The following is an 18,160-nucleotide window of genomic DNA, read 5'->3' on the forward strand; positions in this document are numbered from 1 at the left end:
TTTCCCTCCAACAATCTATTCTACTTTTTCATTACTTCTACTTAATGTATAGATAAACTTCTTTATTACTGTTTGAAAGCTATTTCAAACGAAAAAGCTCACACCTAATAATGGCAGAAAGTTATCTAGTAAGAAATAAACATATTCGCATTTTCTAAATGCAACCATTACATTATATCATAGGTTCTAGTTGTTTCAACATCCTTGCCTAAATATTAGGATAAGAAATTTCCTCTAGTTGATAAATGAAGGCTTTAGCTTGTTCAAAATTATCCTCATTTACTTCATATATTGAGAGAATCTCTTGTGTATCCTCTTGGCCAAAATACTCATTTACGACAGCATGATAGGATGCTGCCCATGTTTCAGGACTATAATCTTCAAGTACCAATGGATAAAGCAAAAAAAATTGTCGATCCATTAGCATTTTAATATTTTCGAATAAAACGGGATCATTACTTTCAACATAATCAATCAGAAATGTCATTATCTTTTTATATTGATCTTGCTCTTTAATATCCTTTAAATTGGTTGGCTTTACGGTTATGGTTCGAGTAAATTTATGAATCACTACTTCTTTGTCATAATCCTGCTCTCGCAAAATATTAATTAACATCGTTTTTAAAAACGGGTTTTTTTCGTCCTCCTGAAGAAACTGTTTTACTTGTTCAATAGAAGCTCGGATGTTTTGACTAGACATTTTAGCAATAAGAAGCATTTGTTCCTGTGGATCTTCTAATTCCATTAATCTCTCCGTTTCACCCGTAGTTTCTTCCATTAAATTATCCTTTTCTGCTAGTGGAGAAGACTCTGCCATTTTTCTACTAAAAGTAAGCATTTTTGAAAAGTGCTCGATTTTATTGGCAGGAATTTGATGATCTTCTAACAATACTTCAATCGTTGAAACAATTTCTTCATATTCATGTAGCTGCACAAGGATCATGATATATAAATCCAACACATGTATATAGTCACCCTGTCCCTCTTTCAGCATTTCTTTTGCTAAGTATTTTGCCGGTTCCAATAAACCTAGCTCGTAATAAGACAGAATTAACCCAATGTTAATTTCACTATGAAAAGGATTTCTCTCTTTTGCTTCCTCTAGATAAGCAATTGCTTCTTTATATTGCTTATCTGAAATGGCATCTAAGCCCTTTTGTAATAAACGTTTATCTAAATCGGGAAAAAAAATAACATTATCTTTTTTTTCCTGCTCCCGTTTCTTCATCCTTTTAACCGCCTATACATTCTTTTTGTTGCTAGTGTAGCTTTTTTTCTATTTAGATGCAACCTGAACTTTTCATTAACTCTTGATAATAATGAACATGTTAAATTTGATTTCATAATGAAGTAATAGTAATCATTTTAACTATAAAATAGGCTCAAAAGAAAAAAACCTTTAGAAAGGCAGGAAAGCACCTGTTTTCTAAAGGTTATCTAAGCGAAGTCAACTGCTAATTTTGTGTAACAGACTTTTCATAATCTGCTATTTTATCACTGTACTGGATTGTAATTTCAATTTCATCCCAGCCGTTAGTCAACATTTTTTTCCAATATGGATGGATAGTAAATGTTGCAGTAAAGCCCTGATCATCTTCTACTTTTTCCTCTTCTAAATTAATATGAAGAAAATAAGGTTGATTTTGGGCTTCCTTTAAAAGATACTCCACTTCTGCTGTAGGTAATTGAATAGGAAGCATTCCATTTTTCAAACAATTTTGATAAAAAATATCTGCAAAGGATGGAGCAATAACGACAGAAAACCCAAAATCCTGAAGAGCCCATGGTGCATGCTCTCTGGATGATCCACAACCAAAGTTTTTATTAGCGATTAATATAGAAGCTCCTTGATTTTCAGGATAGTTCAACTCAAATTCTGGATTTGGTTCTCCATTTTTCAAATAGCGCCAATCAAAAAAAGCAAATTTTCCAAATCCCGTCTTTTCGATGCGCTTTAAAAATTGCTTTGGAATAATCTGATCTGTATCTACATTTACTCGATCCATTGCTACTGCCTTTTCATAAAGCTTCTTAAAACCACTCACAATTGCTTCCTCCTTTACGTTGTAGCTTGTAATTCTACATTCATTTTTCGGATATCAACAAATCGTCCATATAATGCTGCAGCAGCAGCCATCGATGGACTAACTAAATGAGTTCTGGCACCGGCTCCTTGCCGTCCTTCGAAATTTCTATTTGAGGTCGAAGCACAATGTTCCCCACTTGGAACCACATCATTATTCATACTTAAACACATACTGCAACCTGCGTCTCTCCATTCAAAACCAGCTTCTACAAATAGCTTATCCAGTCCTTCTTCCTCTGCCTGTTTCTTTACTTTTTGAGAACCTGGGACAACTAGTGCCCTCACTCCTGGATATACCTTTTGGCCTTTAATAACACTCGCTGCTTGTCTTAAATCTTCTATTCTGGAATTTGTACAGGAACCTATAAACACATGCTGAATTGCAATATCGGTAATGGCCATTCCTTCTTTTAACCCCATATACGAAAGCGCACTATGTAGGGCACGACGATCTGTTTCGTCTTGATAATTTTCTGTTGCTGGAATTTTTCCATCTACTTTTGCAGTCATAGATGGGTTTGTACCCCAACTAACCATTGGCGCAATATCATGACCATCAATCGTAATAACTTTATCGTAGGTAGCATCTTCGTCTGAAACTAAGCTACGCCATTCTTGTACTGCTTTATCCCAGTTTTCTGGTGCGTGTTTTCTTCCTTTTAAATAGGAGAAGGTCGTTTCATCTGGACATATTAACCCTGCACGGGCTCCGCCTTCAATGGACATATTACAAATAGTCAATCTTTCTTCCATTGAAAGATTACGAATTACATCCCCTGTATATTCAATAACATGGCCAGTACCAAAGTTAACTCCATATTTAGAAAGTATATAAAGAATAACATCTTTCGCATTGACACCATAAGCAAGCTTACCGTTGACCTCTATTTTTAATGTTTTTGGTCTAGTTTGCCATAAAGTTTGTGTAGCAAGGACATGCTCTACTTCACTTGTGCCTATTCCAAAAGCAAGGGCTCCAAAAGCTCCATGGGTCGATGTATGACTATCTCCACAAACGATTGTTTTTCCTGGCTGTGTCAATCCAAGCTCTGGGCCTATTACGTGGACAATCCCTTGTTCAGGACTATCTAGCCCTGCTAAAGGAATATTAAATTCTAAGCAGTTTTTTTCGAGAGTAGTCATCTGGTTTAACGCGATTTCATCATCTATTTTATAACGGTTAAGTGTTGGAACATTATGGTCCATCGTTGCAAATGTACGATCTGGTCTTCTTACTTTCCGATTTTTCATTCTTAATCCAGAAAATGCTTGTGGAGAAGTAACTTCATGAACAAGATGCAGATCAATATACAATAAATCTGGCTTCCCTTCTTCTCTATGCACTATATGTTTTTCCCAAATTTTATCGATAATGGATTTCCCCATTACTTTGCCCTCCAATCCATTTCTTTTATTTCCTTTTTGTAGATTAAAGGGCTGTCAAATTATTCTTTTGACAAGCCCATAAACATGTTTCTTTCTATTATTAGTCCCCTATATCCCAATTACTGCCGCTCTATCTTCTCTTTTTTATATAGCATGTGTCGATGCTACTAACTCGAAAATTTCTTTGTTAACAGCTTCTACCATTTCATTTGTAGAAACAATTTTACAATTTGGTGAAAGAATATCCCTTGTTCTATATCCTTTATTCAAGACATTATTTACAGCCTCTTCTATTACTGTTGCTTCTTTATCTAGCTGAAATGATAATCGTAGCATCATGCTTGTCGATAATATCGTCGCTAATGGATTGGCAATATTTTCTCCTGCAATATCTGGTGCAGAGCCATGGATCGGTTCATATAAATATGGCCCCTCTTCTGATAAACTGCTTGAAGCAAGCATCCCTAATGAACCTGTTAAGACAGATGCTTCATCACTCAAAATATCGCCGAACATATTTTCCGTAACGATGACATCAAATTGCTTTGGATTTCTAATAAGCTGCATTGCTGCATTATCTACAAGCATATGCTCAAGCAAAACATCCGGATATTTCTCTGCTACTTGATTTGCAATCTCTCTCCATACTCTACTAGTCTCCAAAACATTTGCCTTATCAACAGAAGTAATCTTTTTTGATCTTGTTTTTGCGACTTCAAATGCTTTCTCGATGACACGCTCTATCTCTTCATTTTTATATTGCAGTGTATCTACAGCACCTGGCTTCCCACCTATTTCTCTACGTTCGCTTGGTGTCCCAAAATAGATGCCTCCTGTTAACTCACGCACAACAATCAAGTCCACACCTTCAATAATATCTTTCTTTAGAGGGGACGAGTCAGCTAAACTTTCGTAACAGGTTGTCGGCCTCAGGTTCGCAAACAAGTTCAATGCTTTTCTGATTTTTAATAGTCCTTGCTCCGGACGTTTTTCAACAGGAAGAGAATCCCATTTCGGACCACCAACTGCCCCTAATAAAATGGCATCACTATTTTTGCATATCGTAATTGTTTCATTAGGTAATGGAGTCCCTGTTTTATCTGTCGCACATCCACCTATATCTGCATAAGTTAATTCGAACTGATGGCCATATAAAGTTTCAATTGTTTGCAAAATTCTGACTGCCCCAGCAACTATTTCAGGTCCAATTCCATCACCTGGCAATACAGCGATTCTTTTGTTCATCTTCATTCGCTCCCCTATATCAAAGGCTTGGTTTTCAGACCTTAAAGCCTACACTTTTTCCAAAAATTGTTCTTTTGCAAGAATAGCTCTATTAATAGCATTTATATATGCTTTAGCGGATGCTATTAAAACATCTTGATCCAATCCTCTACCTGTACTTTCTTTTTGGTCATATTGCACTCTTACAAATACTTGAGCTAAGGCATCTCTACCTGCACCTAATGATTGTATTCGATAATCATTTAGCGTTACTTGACCAGAAATAGACATTTCAAGTGTGTTATACAGCGCTTCTACACTTCCTGATCCTGTGCCATGTTGAATGATTAATTCATTTTTCGGCCCAGAAAGCTTAACGACCGCATCTGCTTCATTATCATTTTTATGTTGAACCTTAACCTCAACTAATTCATAATACTTCTCTTCCTTAGCAAGCTTGTTCTCTAACACAATAGCAATAATGTCTTCATCAGAGATTTCTTTTTTATGGTCTGCCAAATCCTTAAAGGCAATAAAGAGATTCTTTACATCCTCTTCCTTTACCTGAAGCTCTAGTTCTTGCAGCTTTGTTTTAAATGCATGGCTGCCTGAATGCTTTCCTAACACCATATTGTTATTGTTCACATAGCCAACAAGTTCTGGAGAAATAATTTCATAGGTAGTTTTCTCCTTAAGAACCCCATCCTGATGAATACCAGATTCATGCGCATATGCATTGCGACCAACAATTGCTTTATTCCCTGGTACTACCATTCCTGTTAATTCACTAACTAAGCTACTTGATCTACTAATCTCTTTCAGATTAATTCTTGTTCTTTCCTGATAATGATCATTTCTGATATGAAGCGCTACCACAATTTCTTCCATCGAAGCATTGCCTGCTCTTTCACCTATGCCATTAATAGTGCATTCTACTTGTGTTGCTCCATTTTCAATGGCTGCCAGTGAGTTAGCTGTGGCCATCCCTAAATCATCGTGACAATGGGTTGATAAAGAAACTTTATCAATGGATGGAACATTATTTTTTAAATATTGAAAAACTTCTCCGTATTCATTTGGCGTAATATACCCTACAGTGTCTGGTATATTTATTATTTGTGCTCCAGCTTGAATTACTTCTTCGATTATTTCTGCTAGAAATGGAAGTTCCGTGCGACAAGCATCCTCTGCACTCCATTGTATGACAGGAAATCTTTTAGCAGCATATGCAACAGCTGAAACCGCTCGCTCCACAACTTGTTCTTTCGATAGTTTCAACTTATATTGTCTATGAATGGGGCTTGTTGCTAGAAAAACATGGATTCTTGGTTCTGCCCCATCTTTTAAAGCTTCCCAAGCAGTATCTATATCCGATGTTACTGCCCTTGCTAGACCAGTAACAGAACTATTTTTTATCGTTCGCGCAATTTGTTGAACAGATTGAAAATCACCTTTAGAGGCAGCAGGAAAGCCTGCCTCTATGATATCTACATTCAACTTTTCTAACTGTTCAGCAATTACCAACTTCTCTGCCAAATTTAAATTAACACCTGGCGATTGCTCCCCATCTCTTAATGTTGTATCAAATATCTTAATTTTTGCCACTACCCACCACTTCTTTCTTCCTAGAGCTTTTAACAAATGGCATCATTGCACGCAATTCTTTTCCGACCTTTTCAATTAAATGCTCACTTTCTCTGTCATTAATCGCATTAAATACTGGTCTATTTGCTTGATTTTCTAAAATCCAGCCTTTAGCAAATTTCCCTTCTTGAATATCTGTAAGTACAGCTTTCATTTCTTTCTTCACATCTTCTGTTACAATACGTGGCCCTGTTACAAAGTCACCCCATTGTGCTGTATCAGAAATGGAATATCTCATTCCAGCCATTCCATCTTCATACATTAGGTCAACAATTAATTTCAACTCATGCAAACACTCAAAGTATGCTAATTCTGGTTGATATCCTGCCTCTACCAATGTTTCAAAGCCTGCTTTTACTAGTGCTGTCAACCCTCCACAAAGAACCGCTTGTTCACCAAATAGATCCGTTTCTGTTTCTTCTTTAAAAGTCGTTTCTAATGCACCGGCACGTAATGCTCCAATTGCTTTTGCATATGCAAGAGCAAGTTCTCTCGCTTCACCAGTAACATCTTGATAGATTGCAAATAATGCTGGAACTCCTGCTTCTTGTTCAAATGTTCTTCTAACAAGATGACCTGGGCCTTTTGGAGCAACCAATAATACATCACTCTCACTTGGAGGAACAATTTGACTAAAATGAATGTTAAATCCATGCGCAAACATTAAAGCTTGATTTGTTAAATTTGGTTTAATTTCTTCATTGTATACTTTTGTTTGCAACTCATCTGGAAGTAAAATCATGACAATATCAGCCTTAGCTGTTGCTTCTCCAACCGGGAATACGTCAAATCCATCTTCCACTGCTTTATTCCATGAATTTCCTTTTCTTAATCCGATAATAACATTTACTCCACTATCCTTCATATTTAAAGCATGTGCATGCCCTTGTGATCCATATCCAATTACCGCTACTGTTTTCCCCTCAAAGTATCCTAAATTTGCGTCTCCATTATAATACATTTTTGCCATTTTTCTTCTCCCTTTCGTCTGTAAAATTTAGATTTATTTAATATTAGATTTAAACGATAGAATAGTTACTTTTATGAGTTGCTGTCTTTTGAGATCCACGTGGGAATGCAGTTGTGCCAGTTCTGGCCAATTCTTTAATTCCATACGGTCTAAGCAGTTCAATAAAAGCTTCAATTTTGGTTGATTCTCCTGTAATTTGGATAACGAGACTTTCTTTACTTACATCGATTACAGAAGCCCTAAATGGTTCGATTACTGAGTATAATTCATGCCTTGTCTGCGGTGTAGCAAGTACTTTTATTAAAGCTAGCTCTCTTGCAACAATTGCTTGGTCAGTGATGTCAACCACTTTCAATATATCAATCTGCTTATTTAACTGTTTTGTTATTTGTTCAATAATTCCATCACTTTCTACATGTACAACACATGTAATTCGAGAAACACCTTCATGCTCTGTATGCCCTACAGATATACTTTCAATGTTATAGTTTCTTTTCGAAAAAAGATTTGTGATTCGATTTAATACACCTGACTTATTCAAGACAGTCAAACTAATTATTTTTTTCATGGCTTCATCCCTACCATTTCATGTAATCCTTTTCCTGGTGCTATCATTGGATATACATTCTCGTTTGGATCAATACGGAAATCTAATAATACAGGTTCTCTTACCGCTAACACTTCGTCCAGAATGCTTGCAGCTTCTTTAGCAGATGATATTTGGTATCCTTTTATTCCATATGCTTCTGCTAAAGCGACAAAGGAAGGCTGGAAAGACTCCTTACTATGGGAAAAACGAGACTCATAGAAAAATTCTTGCCACTGTCTTACCATTCCTAACGCCTGATTATTAAAAATAATAATCTTAATTGGTAAATTTAATTCCCTAATTAATGCAAGCTCCTGGCTACACATTTGAAAGCCTCCATCGCCGCTAATTGCTAGAACCGTCGCTTTTGGATCGGCCAATTGTGCACCAATACTTGATGGTAGCCCGAACCCCATTGTTCCTAATCCCCCAGAAGTTACCCAACGGTTGGACTCTTTAAATTGATAGTACTGTGCAGCCCACATTTGATGCTGTCCAACGTCCGTTGTTACAATTGCTTCTCCTTTTGTCTTTTCAAAAAGCAGCTCCAATACTTGCTGTGGTTTAAGAAGATTAGACTCCTTATAGTAGTAAGGATATTCATTTTTCCAATTTTCAATCTTTTCTAACCAATCTCTATGCTCTGAATGTAGACCTTTCTGCTTAATTAACATGCTCAAAGCTTCTTTCGCATCTGCTACAATCGGGATTTTCGTTGGAATTATCTTGCCAATCTCTGCTGGGTCGATATCAATATGTGCTTTAACAGCATTCGGTGCGAAATGTGCTAAGTTTCCAGTTAAACGATCATCAAATCTTGCCCCAACATTAATTAATAAGTCTGATTCATATAATGCCATATTGGCAGCGTAACAACCGTGCATCCCTCCCATACCAACAAATAACTTGTTATCAGCTGGAAAGCCTCCTAATCCAAGAAGTGTATGGACGACTGGTATTTGTTGTTGTTCTGCATATTCAAGTAATTCAGCACTAGCTTTTGCAAAATTGACACCTGCACCTGCTAAGATTACTGGTTTTTTTGCTGCACTTACAGCTTCTGTTAATTTTCGAATCTGCAAATAATTCGGTTGTGTTGTTGGTTGATAGCCAGGAAGGTCTACTTCCTTTTCATCAGGAACACTTGAAATGGTAGCCGCAATATCTTTCGGAAAATCAATTAACACAGGACCTGGTCTTCCACTTGTTGCAATGTAGAACGCTTCTTTTATGATTCTCGGTATATCTTCAAGATTTCGAACCTGACAATTATATTTTGTTATTGGGGTCGTAATCCCTAAAATGTCGGCTTCTTGAAAGGCATCTGTTCCAATTACACTTGTTGCAACCTGACCTGTAAATACAACCAGCGGAAGAGAATCCATCATTGCATCAGCAAGTCCTGTTACAATATTAGTTGCTCCAGGACCAGATGTCGCAATTACAACTCCTGGTTTTCCAGAGATTCTCGCATACCCTTCAGCTGCATGGATTCCTCCTTGCTCGTGTCTTGGCAGAACATGAAAGATTTTAGAGTCATAAATCTTATCATATATTGGTAAGACAGCTCCACCTGGATATCCGAAAATAAATTCAACATTTTCCTTTTCCAAAGCCTGTAATAAGAGATCAGCACCAGTTAACGGTTTCACTTGGGCCTTTGTCTTTTCAAAGGCAGTCTCCTGTAACATTTGTATAACCTCCCTAAATTACTTTCCTATTACTTAATTAATTAGTATCAATAGAAGGGCTCTTTCCATGAAAAAAGCCTTCCCACCTCCAATGATTACTAATGTTTTTTAGTAATCAAAGGGGTGAAAAGGCATTCCTTTCCACGGTACCACCCTTATTCATACACTTTCGAAAAGCGTATGCACTTAATTGAACGGTTCGTTCTCTTTTGGTAACGAGTGGAAACACTCGGTTAGCTCTACTAGGATTACCTTTCAAGCTAACACTCTGAGGTGAGTTCATTTCCTATTGGTTCACCGGTTCACACCAACCACCGGCTCTCTTTGGAATCCAAAATAGAAAACTACTTATCCTCATCATCGAATTAATCTATTAATCATGTCAAACAAATTCAGTTAGTCATGGTGTCTATTTGCTATGCTAAATTAGCATGTAACATTTTGTGTTTTTCATTTGTTGAGGTTATCTTACGCTGAATTTAAACAAGAGTCAACAGTATTTTTGAGAATTATTTGATTATTTAAACAACGAAACCGCATTTAGAAAGCGTTTACAATATTGTTGTATAAAGAATGCATGTACTTTTTTAATGAATTAAAAAATTTAAAAAATTCTTTTTTCGCTGAAAATATTCTAAAAAAATCCTTAATATGGTTCATTATAATAAAATAATTCTTTACTTAAAACTAATATGTAATAAAATCTTACATTGTTTTTTCATTTTGTTTCATATAATTTAATTTCAGACAAAAAAATGCAACCGCAAAAAAAAGAAAGCGATTGCATTAATTAGGTAATCAAACTAAGATACCGCACATATATCATGAATCCATGATAAACGAATTTGATACGTATTTTCTTTATCATCTTTTAAATCAATGGTTTGATCTATTAGATTTAGCTTCTGAACTTGTCCCTTACATGTTTCTAAAAAACCATTCTTATAATAATTAATAACAATTAGCCTACTTCTTCCTAATTCTTTGAGAATCATGGTGCACGTCTCCTTCTATATAATGTTAGTCATGTTCATCTATTCACATTGTTTCATCTCTTGATTATTTTACTTAAGCCTATTATACACGATAACAGTAAGCGTTTTCAAGTGTTACTAGTGATTTTCTGAACATTATTTTTCTTACTTCCATTATTCGCTATTTTATTCCTAATTATACCTTTGTAGGTGAAATAATGTGTAACTTCCATTAGTTAGGTATTAGTTAAATCATCCAAACCTTCGTAACCCGTGCGATTGTCCTTGAATGAGGATGAGTCTTAATGAAAATTAAAGAGCAGAATATTAAAATAGAAATCTCTCTATACTTACATTGCTTGTGATAAAAGATAACCAATAAAATATTAAATAGAGGATTTAACAGGAGATATTTCTCTATCATTATTCTAATATAAGGTACAACTATTTCTTTATTTTTTATGGGAAAAAAGTTTGCTAATTCACAAAAATAGGAATTTTTGTTGAGACAGAAAATCCACTGTTTATTCCCTCTGACTAGTGGGAATATAAAAAATATGCAAGAACTATTTGTTTAAAGGAGGAATAGGTATATGACAAAAAGTGTTGTAGGTATATATGATTCTCCTGAAGAAACAGTAAATGCTATAGACGAACTTCTCTCTAAAGGATATTCACCCAATCATATTTCCGTTATTACAAGAAACGAACAAACGGCATTAATTGAACAAGAAACAGAAGTAGATACTGCTACTGGAATAGAAGAAGTAGAGCCAACATCCTTTTTAGATCGATTAAAGACATTCTTTTCTGACACCGATCTTGAGCCATATGAAAAGGAATTACAAGCAGGAAAATATATTGTTCTCTTAGATAATGAGGGAGAATTAGAACAAGAGAATCTAAATAAACTAAACTTCGATAATAATGAAGTAGAAGTCATGCCATCTCAAACAATGCATACCACAGTTGAACGAAAGAAAGTGGAATAAGAAAAAGATGGTGAGATAAACCTATTTCCACTTTGAAAAAACTAAGCAGTCTGAATCCATGTAGACTCCAGTTCGATTCATGGGAAAGCATATTTGAAAGTAAATAAACGATTGGTTTGGAGAGGTGAGCGTCGGAGGCTGTTAAAAAAGTTCAAAATCTTGCCAGACGACTCAAGAGCAAGCCCCATAATACGACGTATTTTCAGGATGTGAGTAATATTACGAAAACACCTTTTTTCCATAACTAATAATAACTCCAAACGATCAAACTATGATTGTTTGGAGTTTTCTTTGGTCGTATTACTTCTCTGTCACCCCCTTTTTGTAACGACAGAGGAATACTTTTTAACTACTTCTAGAAATGCAGATATATAATACATTACATTAATCCATATAAAGTGATACCACCAAAAATAATAATGATTAATCCTGATAATCGATTAATAATCGTTAAAGATTGGCCACTAATTCGATTTCTAAATAATCCTACACTACTACTTAATATTACCCACCATAATGTAGAACCACAGAACACCCCCATCACTAAAATAACAGAAGAAATGATAGTATTTTCTGAGTTTGAAATACCTAAACCTGCAAAAATGGCAATAAATGACAGGATGGTCATTGGATTTGTTAAAGTCAAAAATAAAACTGATACGAACGCATTTATCCTATTTTTCTTTTGAGTATCTGTCTGTGTAAAACTAGCCTTAGAAGTCAACGTTTTTATTCCCAAATAACAAAGAAAAAATCCACCTATTAATTGAATCCAAAATTGATGACCAATTAATAAATTAGTAATGACAGTTAAACCAAATCCCGCAATTAATCCATAAATTCCATCCGCAGCAGCTGCTCCTAATCCCGAAACTAACCCCACTATTCTTCCATGTGCTAAAGTTCTTCGGATACATAAAACGCCAATTGGTCCAACTGGTGCTGCAATTGATAAACCAATTAGTAATCCCTTTATATAAAATTCAATAAGCATCTTACTCTCCTTCCTCTATTAAAAATTTATGTTTTTGTAACGGCATTCGAAAAGTTTCTTTTGTTGTATCCATGACAATCGTTGTCTTTGTTCTGATGATACCTTTTAAACCTTTTATCTCATGACTAATCACACGATCTAAATCCTTTGTATTTCTACTTCTAATTTTAAGTAAATAGTCATCTTCTCCTGCAATATGATGACATTCTTGAACTTCTTCTAATTTATTTACTAATTCTAAAAAAGGACCTCTATTTTTCGGATGCTCCAATGATACTGCAACAAATGCAGTTAATTCGCTCCCTACTTTTTCAGAGTCTAATAAGACACTAAAATTCTTAATTACACCTTGCTGAATTAATCGGTTAACACGTTCAGCAGTTGCTGGCGCCGACAACCCAACTTCCTTTGCCAAATCCGCCCATTTAATTCTTGAATTAGCCATTAAACATTCAATTATTTTCAAATCATAAGAATTCATCAATATACACCTTCTTTTTATAAGTTTTTTTATATTTTACTTACATTACGAAAGTTAGTCAATTAAATTTAAGTAGTCGTTCGCCTAAATCGTACTCCATTTGCTAAATTTCACTTGTAAAATAGGCTTAATCAATTACCTAAAGCAAAGAAAAACTCCCAATACGTTAAAAACCCTCCGCAAAATAGTATCTACATTTAAGATACACTAATGGGCTTGAATAGAGGAGGTAACAGAGAATTAGTTGGTTTATCAATGGAAGATAGTAAATTTCCCGTTAACTTTGGATTTACTTACTTCAAACACATATATCCTTTTGTAAAATTTGTGAATAAGAAGCACCTTTATCTTTTTATTTGTTTCCTTTTCTTCCAAAAAAAAAAGATGCTTCAAACCCTTAAAAATAAGGATTTGAAGCATCTTCATATGGTTCAAACTTTCTCTTTCCGAACCCTTGACGTCCCAGGAGAGATTCGAACTCCCGACCGTACGCTTAGAAGGCGTATGCTCTATCCGGCTGAGCTACTGGGACACTATCGCTATTTTCTTCCCTATAGTATAACGGTCACTTTTCGAACTTAGACCGATTGACTTTCTTCCATTATAATTACTCATGGTCTATCATTCAAGCATCTAATGTAATAATAATTAAGGTATCGGTATCTTTAGAATTCTGGGATGTGGATGTGAGGCTACCTACCTCATCCCCCTTACAACGAACCCCGTAATTTGTGGAAAATACTCCCCCCATATCATCAACGTATAGAAAAAGACCCCTCTTGGAGTCTCTTTAACTTGCTGTTTGACTTCATTATTTCTATTAATCGATGTTCAGTTCATTAATCCGACATTCCTTCATCCCACTATTTTCCTTTTTTCTTCCCATGAAGATACTAAGAAAGAAGCCATCGCTCCTGCTAAATTAACTGCCAAATGTGCGTGTCTAGCCGATGGTGTAGGAACTCTTTGACCTTTTCCGTGTGCATCACTTAATTTGTTTCTTATAGAACCCAACCCTTTGACTACAGATACGCACCCACTAAGTATTTCTTTGAAAATTTGCTCGGTATGTTCACTAGGTGCTAAATTTAACACTTTTTGTACTCCTTTATATAGTTGAGGTAATTCCGATTTATCATCATATTCGATATTAGCGTCATCCATTATATGCTTACAGGTGGCTTCAAGTAGAGTTCTAGCTATAGTGATAGCACCCTCTGGGTCATTTGTACGTCTATCTAACGCTTTTTGCCATGCTTGTTGAACATACTCTAAATCTAACTTATCTTCCTTAGAGAACGAAACAACTTCATCAATAGGGAACTCAGATTCCGTCATGTCCTCTAATATCATTAACACCTTTTCAAATTCAATACGCAAATAGTCCCTTCTTCCTTGGTAAGTAGTTGACTTTTCCTTAATATAGTTCCAGAAATCGTTTAAAGAACGACATGTTCTTAAAAAATGTGGCAAATACGCTTTTGTATATCCATTATTTAATAATTTTTGTCTTAGTTCCGTATACTCGCTGTTATTTTCCTGTCCCCCTGTAGCTTTGGATACTAATAATCTCTTTAAAGACTCAACGTCATAAAACAATTCTTCAAACATATTATTCCCCCAATATTACTCAACTCATTATGTTAGATACAACTGCCCCTACAATTGCCCCTACAATCAGCATAACAACAGCGTAAAGCCAGTGGTCCTTAATGGCTTCATAAACACCTTGAGGAGATAATCCATAAGGTTCATGCCATTTAGCATTTGTTTTTAAATTTCCTGATGCTACCTTATCTAAAATGGAATGAAAAACATCAACTTTCTTTAGAGTTGACATGTGCAGTTTTACATATTCTTTATTAGCAAATGCTGCAGCTTCGGATTGCCCATCCAAAAAATCCCTATTTGAGATTTTATTTTTTTCAATTAGTTTTTCTAACCTTGGATGACCGATATAACCTACACCATAAATATCAATAAGTAATCTAGCCAAATCATACTTTTTATCATCGTCTATTGTTTCGGGTCTTCCGCCTAAAACCCTATATCTATTTTCAATAGCTTCAAATCCAAAATTAAAATCCCTCATATTCCAGTGAATCCAAGTATAGGATTTATGCTTCTTAACAAACTGAAAAAACTCTTTTAACATTTCTCTTTCAATTTCATCATAGTTTTGTTCAATGTCCTCGAATGCTATTTTTTTCATTTCAGCTATCTTATGAATAGCAAACGATTTTGTTTGTGCTGTATTATAATACCTTACTGCTATTGAAGTGACCCTCGGTGTATAACCGCTTGGAACATTATAAAAGCTTTCACAAGAATAATGTATTAATAACAGATGTGAAGCGTTGGCAACAAGTTCATTAATTGTATCAATAGCCTTTTTTCTTTTTTTGATTTTATGATTAAGATTCAAGTTATCGCCACCCTATAATTCATAGTGAATCTGCCTTAGCAATCTACTATTATATCACAAATATTTACAAAAATTTGAACTTTAATACTTTATCGGAAGTAAAACAATACGTGACGTGTGAATGCAGTAGCCTCCCCCATCTCCCACTCATGAATCCCATGAGAATGTGGAAAATACCGCCCCCATAACTTATGCAAAAGAAAAGAGACTCCTTGGTTCGGGAGTCTCCTATAAATGCTTTGCTTCTAGTTCATTCTTTCTGTTAATCAGTGTTCGCTTCTTTATGCCAGTCATTGCTTCAACTTCTTTGTATGTATGAGTCTTAAGCAATTCTAAAGCATGTAGAACTTGTTGCTTGGAGTGTTTTCTTGGTCTACCTTCTTTGAAATCATCACGTTGCTTTGCCAATACTTTACCCTCTTGAGTTCGTTCCACAATTAAGTTACGTTCCATTTCAGCCACAGCTAGAAGAGTGGTCAAGAAGAATCTTCCCATTGTTGTATTCTCCAGTAGTCCAACATTTAAGACATGAACTTTAATGCCTCTGTTGAATAGATTCTCGATTACTTCAATGCCTTCTTTTGTGTTTCGGGCAAGACGGTCTAATTTCGTTACCACCAAAGTATCACCTTCTTGTAATACCTCAAGCACCTTGTTGAACTCTGGTCTATCTGTTTTAGTACCTGTGAACTTCTCCTTATATATAACCTCGCAAACTTCTGCTTGTAATGCTTGAATTTGAACCTCTAAATCTTGTGCTAGTGTTGATACCCTTGCATATCCATATTTCATGTTATATCCTCACTATTCATCATTCATTTATTGCACTAAGTTAATGCACCTTATGAAGCCTATTATAGCAATGTCGATAAAACGGTGCAATAACTTTCAAGTATTTGCACCGAAATGGATTATTAACAATACGTAGAACTCTAAACAAAGGTCTTATTAATTGAACACGTTATACCAAGGAGTGCAGCGAGTTTTATTGATTTGCGTTTCATAATCCATTTCGTTGTTCGTCTCGAACAACATTAACTTATTACTATCTGATTTATCAATTTACTGTACTAAAATATATCCATTATTCGAGTCGTGTCGGAAATTTATCGAATACTTGCTTGTGGATGTGCGTGGTTTCTGTATCCACCTGCACACACCATCCTCACGGCAGGCTTACAGAATGCCCTCAGATTCAATCTGCGAGCATAATTTAATCCAAAGGGGAAAGAGAAGGGATGCGAGACTCTTAAACTGCCACACTGAGCCATTCTGAGCGTCTGAGGACGTGTATATGAACCTCTGACATCCTCTACCACCAATACAAAAAGCGTTCCTGCTTATCACAGAAACGCAGCTTGCTTGTTGATAAGAAAAAGGCAAGTTAATATTTTTGAAATAGAGCAGTCAAAAAGTCGGGTACACCAAAAATATCATTCGGCTGTTGGACTTCCACCATTTTTCTTATTTCAATTTCTTTCATATCCCTAAAGATAGACCTTAATTTTTCCTCAGTATATCCTAATCCGCCTTTTAGACTTCGTAGTCTATATACTTCCCAATCCGATATTTCTGCACCGCCTAACTCCCCACCTTGAAAAAAACAAGTGATTGCAAAGTAGCCATTTGGTTTTAATGCTTTCTTCACTAAGTTTATGTAACTCATTCTTCGGTGAGGAGCAATATGGTGAAAGCACCCCGAATCATAAACGATGTCGTAGGTTGCTTCTTCAATGTCTAATTCAAAGATATTTTTATTGATGAAGTTTACGTTTACATTCTTTTCAATTGCCCTTTCCTTTGCCCATTTAAGCGACTCTTGAGATAAATCTACAGCATTAACACAGAATCCTTTTTCAGCAAAATATATTGCGTTTCGACCTGCCCCACAACCTAATTCAAGGACTTTCCCATGCTTAAATAGTCCATTTTCAAAGTAACTAACTAAATTCTCATCGGGGGAATTTGTAAAAAAAGGAACATCCTTTTCACGGTCAGAATAAAAGTTATTCCAAAACTGAGTTGGCTCTCTCAGTAAGGAATCTAACATTTCTAATAAATCATCAAAGTCATAAATAGTTTCTTTCAAAAGTTACCCCTACTTTACAATTTATTGTGTTCTATATAATTTTACAAAATTTCACACAAAACTTTGTTAAGGTAATATTAAAAAAATGTTATTTTGTATATAAAATAAATCCCTATTATTATTGTTCACATCTCTTCTAAGCATCATAAACTCACTGAGATTTCATTTTTAATATCATTTAATACTAACCTACCATCTCGTATTAAAACGGCTAAATAAGTCTGTATTTATGTTAGAGAAGGAATGGAAATTATAATCTTTTCATTAATTATTACAAAAGTTACAATAACATTACAATCCTGTTGAACCAGCTGGATAGTGAACAAATGTCTTCTTCCATATTAACCCTCTTTTAGTTAATGAAATCACAGTTTTATTAATCGTTGTGTAGCTATCTGTTAAACCCAACACCTTGTTCAATCATCCGCACCAATACGAAAAAGAAGAGCCTCAATTAAGAGACTCCTTCTGGACTAACCTAAAATAGTGAGACAATATAAAACACCTCCAAAATGGCAATACTTGAGATAAGTATTGTGACATTATTCGGAGGTGTTTTTGCGTGGGCAAAAAAACTGTATATACAAAAGAGATTAAATGGGCGGTAGTAAGAGA

At 35.3% G+C, this 18,160-nt stretch carries 17 protein-coding genes, 1 tRNA gene and 1 other annotated feature; of the genes, 1 reads left to right on the plus strand and 17 read right to left on the minus strand.

Annotated elements, in window-relative coordinates; genetic code table 11:
• Window positions 1-208 precede the first annotated feature (208 nt).
• The 9 genes from QQZ16_RS22780 to QQZ16_RS22820 form a co-directional block, all read right to left on the minus strand.
• Window positions 209-1,228 carry a tetratricopeptide repeat protein gene (locus tag QQZ16_RS22780; protein ID WP_031537046.1) on the minus strand — a complete coding sequence of 340 codons (1,020 nt, stop codon included), beginning with the start codon at window positions 1,226-1,228 and terminating at the stop codon, window positions 209-211.
• Window positions 1,229-1,454: 226 nt separating this feature from the next.
• Window positions 1,455-2,006: a 3-isopropylmalate dehydratase small subunit gene (gene leuD / locus QQZ16_RS22785; protein ID WP_048717718.1), complete on the minus strand. Its 552-nt coding sequence runs from the start codon at window positions 2,004-2,006 to the stop codon at window positions 1,455-1,457.
• A 53-nt stretch (window positions 2,007-2,059) separates the two neighbouring features.
• On the minus strand, window positions 2,060-3,472 hold the full coding sequence (gene leuC, locus QQZ16_RS22790; RefSeq protein WP_031534711.1) for a 3-isopropylmalate dehydratase large subunit: 1,413 nt from the start codon (window positions 3,470-3,472) through the stop codon (window positions 2,060-2,062).
• Between the two features lie 144 nt (window positions 3,473-3,616).
• Entirely contained in the window at window positions 3,617-4,717 is a 1,101-nt protein-coding gene (leuB, locus tag QQZ16_RS22795) for a 3-isopropylmalate dehydrogenase (protein ID WP_031534712.1), read from the minus strand.
• Between the two features lie 48 nt (window positions 4,718-4,765).
• A complete protein-coding gene (locus QQZ16_RS22800) occupies window positions 4,766-6,301 on the minus strand; it encodes a 2-isopropylmalate synthase (RefSeq protein WP_031534714.1) in 1,536 nt (511 codons plus the stop codon).
• Window positions 6,288-7,310, minus strand: a complete 1,023-nt coding sequence (gene ilvC / locus QQZ16_RS22805; RefSeq protein ID WP_031534716.1) for a ketol-acid reductoisomerase — start codon at window positions 7,308-7,310, stop codon at window positions 6,288-6,290. The genes QQZ16_RS22800 and ilvC overlap by 14 nt, the downstream gene beginning before the upstream one ends.
• Before the next feature lie 49 nt (window positions 7,311-7,359).
• Complete coding sequence (gene ilvN / locus QQZ16_RS22810; RefSeq protein WP_031534718.1) at window positions 7,360-7,878, minus strand: acetolactate synthase small subunit; 519 nt, start codon at window positions 7,876-7,878, stop codon at window positions 7,360-7,362.
• The gene (gene ilvB, locus QQZ16_RS22815; RefSeq protein WP_031534720.1) at window positions 7,875-9,590 is read right to left on the minus strand and encodes an acetolactate synthase large subunit; all 1,716 of its coding nucleotides are present in this window, start codon (window positions 9,588-9,590) and stop codon (window positions 7,875-7,877) included. Before ilvB ends, ilvN begins: the two co-directional genes overlap by 4 nt.
• Window positions 9,591-9,706: 116 nt before the next feature.
• Window positions 9,707-9,960 (minus strand) — a binding site (T-box leader).
• Window positions 9,961-10,393: 433 nt separating this feature from the next.
• A complete protein-coding gene (locus QQZ16_RS22820; RefSeq protein WP_031534722.1) occupies window positions 10,394-10,585 on the minus strand; it encodes a YolD-like family protein in 192 nt (63 codons plus the stop codon).
• Between the two features lie 572 nt (window positions 10,586-11,157).
• Here QQZ16_RS22820 and QQZ16_RS22825 point away from each other — a divergent pair.
• Window positions 11,158-11,556, plus strand: coding sequence for a general stress protein (locus tag QQZ16_RS22825; protein WP_031534724.1), 399 nt, complete (start codon window positions 11,158-11,160; stop codon window positions 11,554-11,556).
• Window positions 11,557-11,935: 379 nt separating this feature from the next.
• On the opposite strand, the gene QQZ16_RS22830 is transcribed toward QQZ16_RS22825, so the two are convergent.
• The 8 genes from QQZ16_RS22830 to QQZ16_RS22865 all read right to left on the minus strand — a co-directional run bounded on the left by QQZ16_RS22830 (window position 11,936) and on the right by QQZ16_RS22865 (window position 17,965).
• Window positions 11,936-12,550: a LysE family translocator gene (locus QQZ16_RS22830; protein WP_235247795.1), complete on the minus strand. Its 615-nt coding sequence runs from the start codon at window positions 12,548-12,550 to the stop codon at window positions 11,936-11,938.
• Between the two features lies 1 nt (window position 12,551).
• Window positions 12,552-13,031, minus strand: coding sequence for an Lrp/AsnC family transcriptional regulator (locus QQZ16_RS22835; protein WP_235247797.1), 480 nt, complete (start codon window positions 13,029-13,031; stop codon window positions 12,552-12,554).
• Between the two features lie 458 nt (window positions 13,032-13,489).
• Window positions 13,490-13,563, minus strand: a tRNA-Arg gene (locus QQZ16_RS22840).
• Between the two features lie 323 nt (window positions 13,564-13,886).
• Window positions 13,887-14,642: an abortive infection family protein gene (locus tag QQZ16_RS22845; RefSeq protein ID WP_235247805.1), complete on the minus strand. Its 756-nt coding sequence runs from the start codon at window positions 14,640-14,642 to the stop codon at window positions 13,887-13,889.
• 19 nt (window positions 14,643-14,661) lie between these two features.
• Entirely contained in the window at window positions 14,662-15,456 is a 795-nt protein-coding gene (locus QQZ16_RS22850; protein WP_235247813.1) for a hypothetical protein, read from the minus strand.
• Between the two features lie 228 nt (window positions 15,457-15,684).
• A complete protein-coding gene (locus QQZ16_RS22855; RefSeq protein ID WP_172918743.1) occupies window positions 15,685-16,248 on the minus strand; it encodes a recombinase family protein in 564 nt (187 codons plus the stop codon).
• A 592-nt stretch (window positions 16,249-16,840) separates the two neighbouring features.
• Window positions 16,841-17,545 carry a class I SAM-dependent methyltransferase gene (locus tag QQZ16_RS22860; protein ID WP_235247815.1) on the minus strand — a complete coding sequence of 235 codons (705 nt, stop codon included), beginning with the start codon at window positions 17,543-17,545 and terminating at the stop codon, window positions 16,841-16,843.
• A gap of 291 nt (window positions 17,546-17,836) precedes the next feature.
• Window positions 17,837-17,965, minus strand: coding sequence for a hypothetical protein (locus tag QQZ16_RS22865; protein WP_268817786.1), 129 nt, complete (start codon window positions 17,963-17,965; stop codon window positions 17,837-17,839).
• Window positions 17,966-18,160 lie beyond the last annotated feature (195 nt).

It is taken from the genome of Bacillus sp. T2.9-1 (assembly GCF_950097965.1).
Taxonomy (GTDB): Bacteria; Bacillota; Bacilli; order Bacillales; family Cytobacillaceae; genus Niallia; species Niallia hominis.

What these genes read in the sequence shown, in the direction of transcription:
- QQZ16_RS22825 (WP_031534724.1), top strand. Translation starts at nt 11,158, where the DNA reads ATGACAAAAAGTGTTGTAGGTATATATGATTCTCCTGAAGAAACAGTA.
- ilvN (WP_031534718.1), bottom strand. Translation starts at nt 7,878, where the DNA reads ATGAAAAAAATAATTAGTTTGACTGTCTTGAATAAGTCAGGTGTATTA.
- ilvB (WP_031534720.1), bottom strand. Translation starts at nt 9,590, where the DNA reads ATGTTACAGGAGACTGCCTTTGAAAAGACAAAGGCCCAAGTGAAACCG.
- QQZ16_RS22820 (WP_031534722.1), bottom strand. Translation starts at nt 10,585, where the DNA reads ATGATTCTCAAAGAATTAGGAAGAAGTAGGCTAATTGTTATTAATTAT.
- leuB (WP_031534712.1), bottom strand. Translation starts at nt 4,717, where the DNA reads ATGAACAAAAGAATCGCTGTATTGCCAGGTGATGGAATTGGACCTGAA.
- ilvC (WP_031534716.1), bottom strand. Translation starts at nt 7,310, where the DNA reads ATGGCAAAAATGTATTATAATGGAGACGCAAATTTAGGATACTTTGAG.
- leuD (WP_048717718.1), bottom strand. Translation starts at nt 2,006, where the DNA reads ATGGATCGAGTAAATGTAGATACAGATCAGATTATTCCAAAGCAATTT.
- leuC (WP_031534711.1), bottom strand. Translation starts at nt 3,472, where the DNA reads ATGGGGAAATCCATTATCGATAAAATTTGGGAAAAACATATAGTGCAT.
- QQZ16_RS22835 (WP_235247797.1), bottom strand. Translation starts at nt 13,031, where the DNA reads ATGAATTCTTATGATTTGAAAATAATTGAATGTTTAATGGCTAATTCA.
- QQZ16_RS22845 (WP_235247805.1), bottom strand. Translation starts at nt 14,642, where the DNA reads ATGTTTGAAGAATTGTTTTATGACGTTGAGTCTTTAAAGAGATTATTA.
- QQZ16_RS22830 (WP_235247795.1), bottom strand. Translation starts at nt 12,550, where the DNA reads ATGCTTATTGAATTTTATATAAAGGGATTACTAATTGGTTTATCAATT.
- QQZ16_RS22855 (WP_172918743.1), bottom strand. Translation starts at nt 16,248, where the DNA reads ATGAAATATGGATATGCAAGGGTATCAACACTAGCACAAGATTTAGAG.
- QQZ16_RS22780 (WP_031537046.1), bottom strand. Translation starts at nt 1,228, where the DNA reads ATGAAGAAACGGGAGCAGGAAAAAAAAGATAATGTTATTTTTTTTCCC.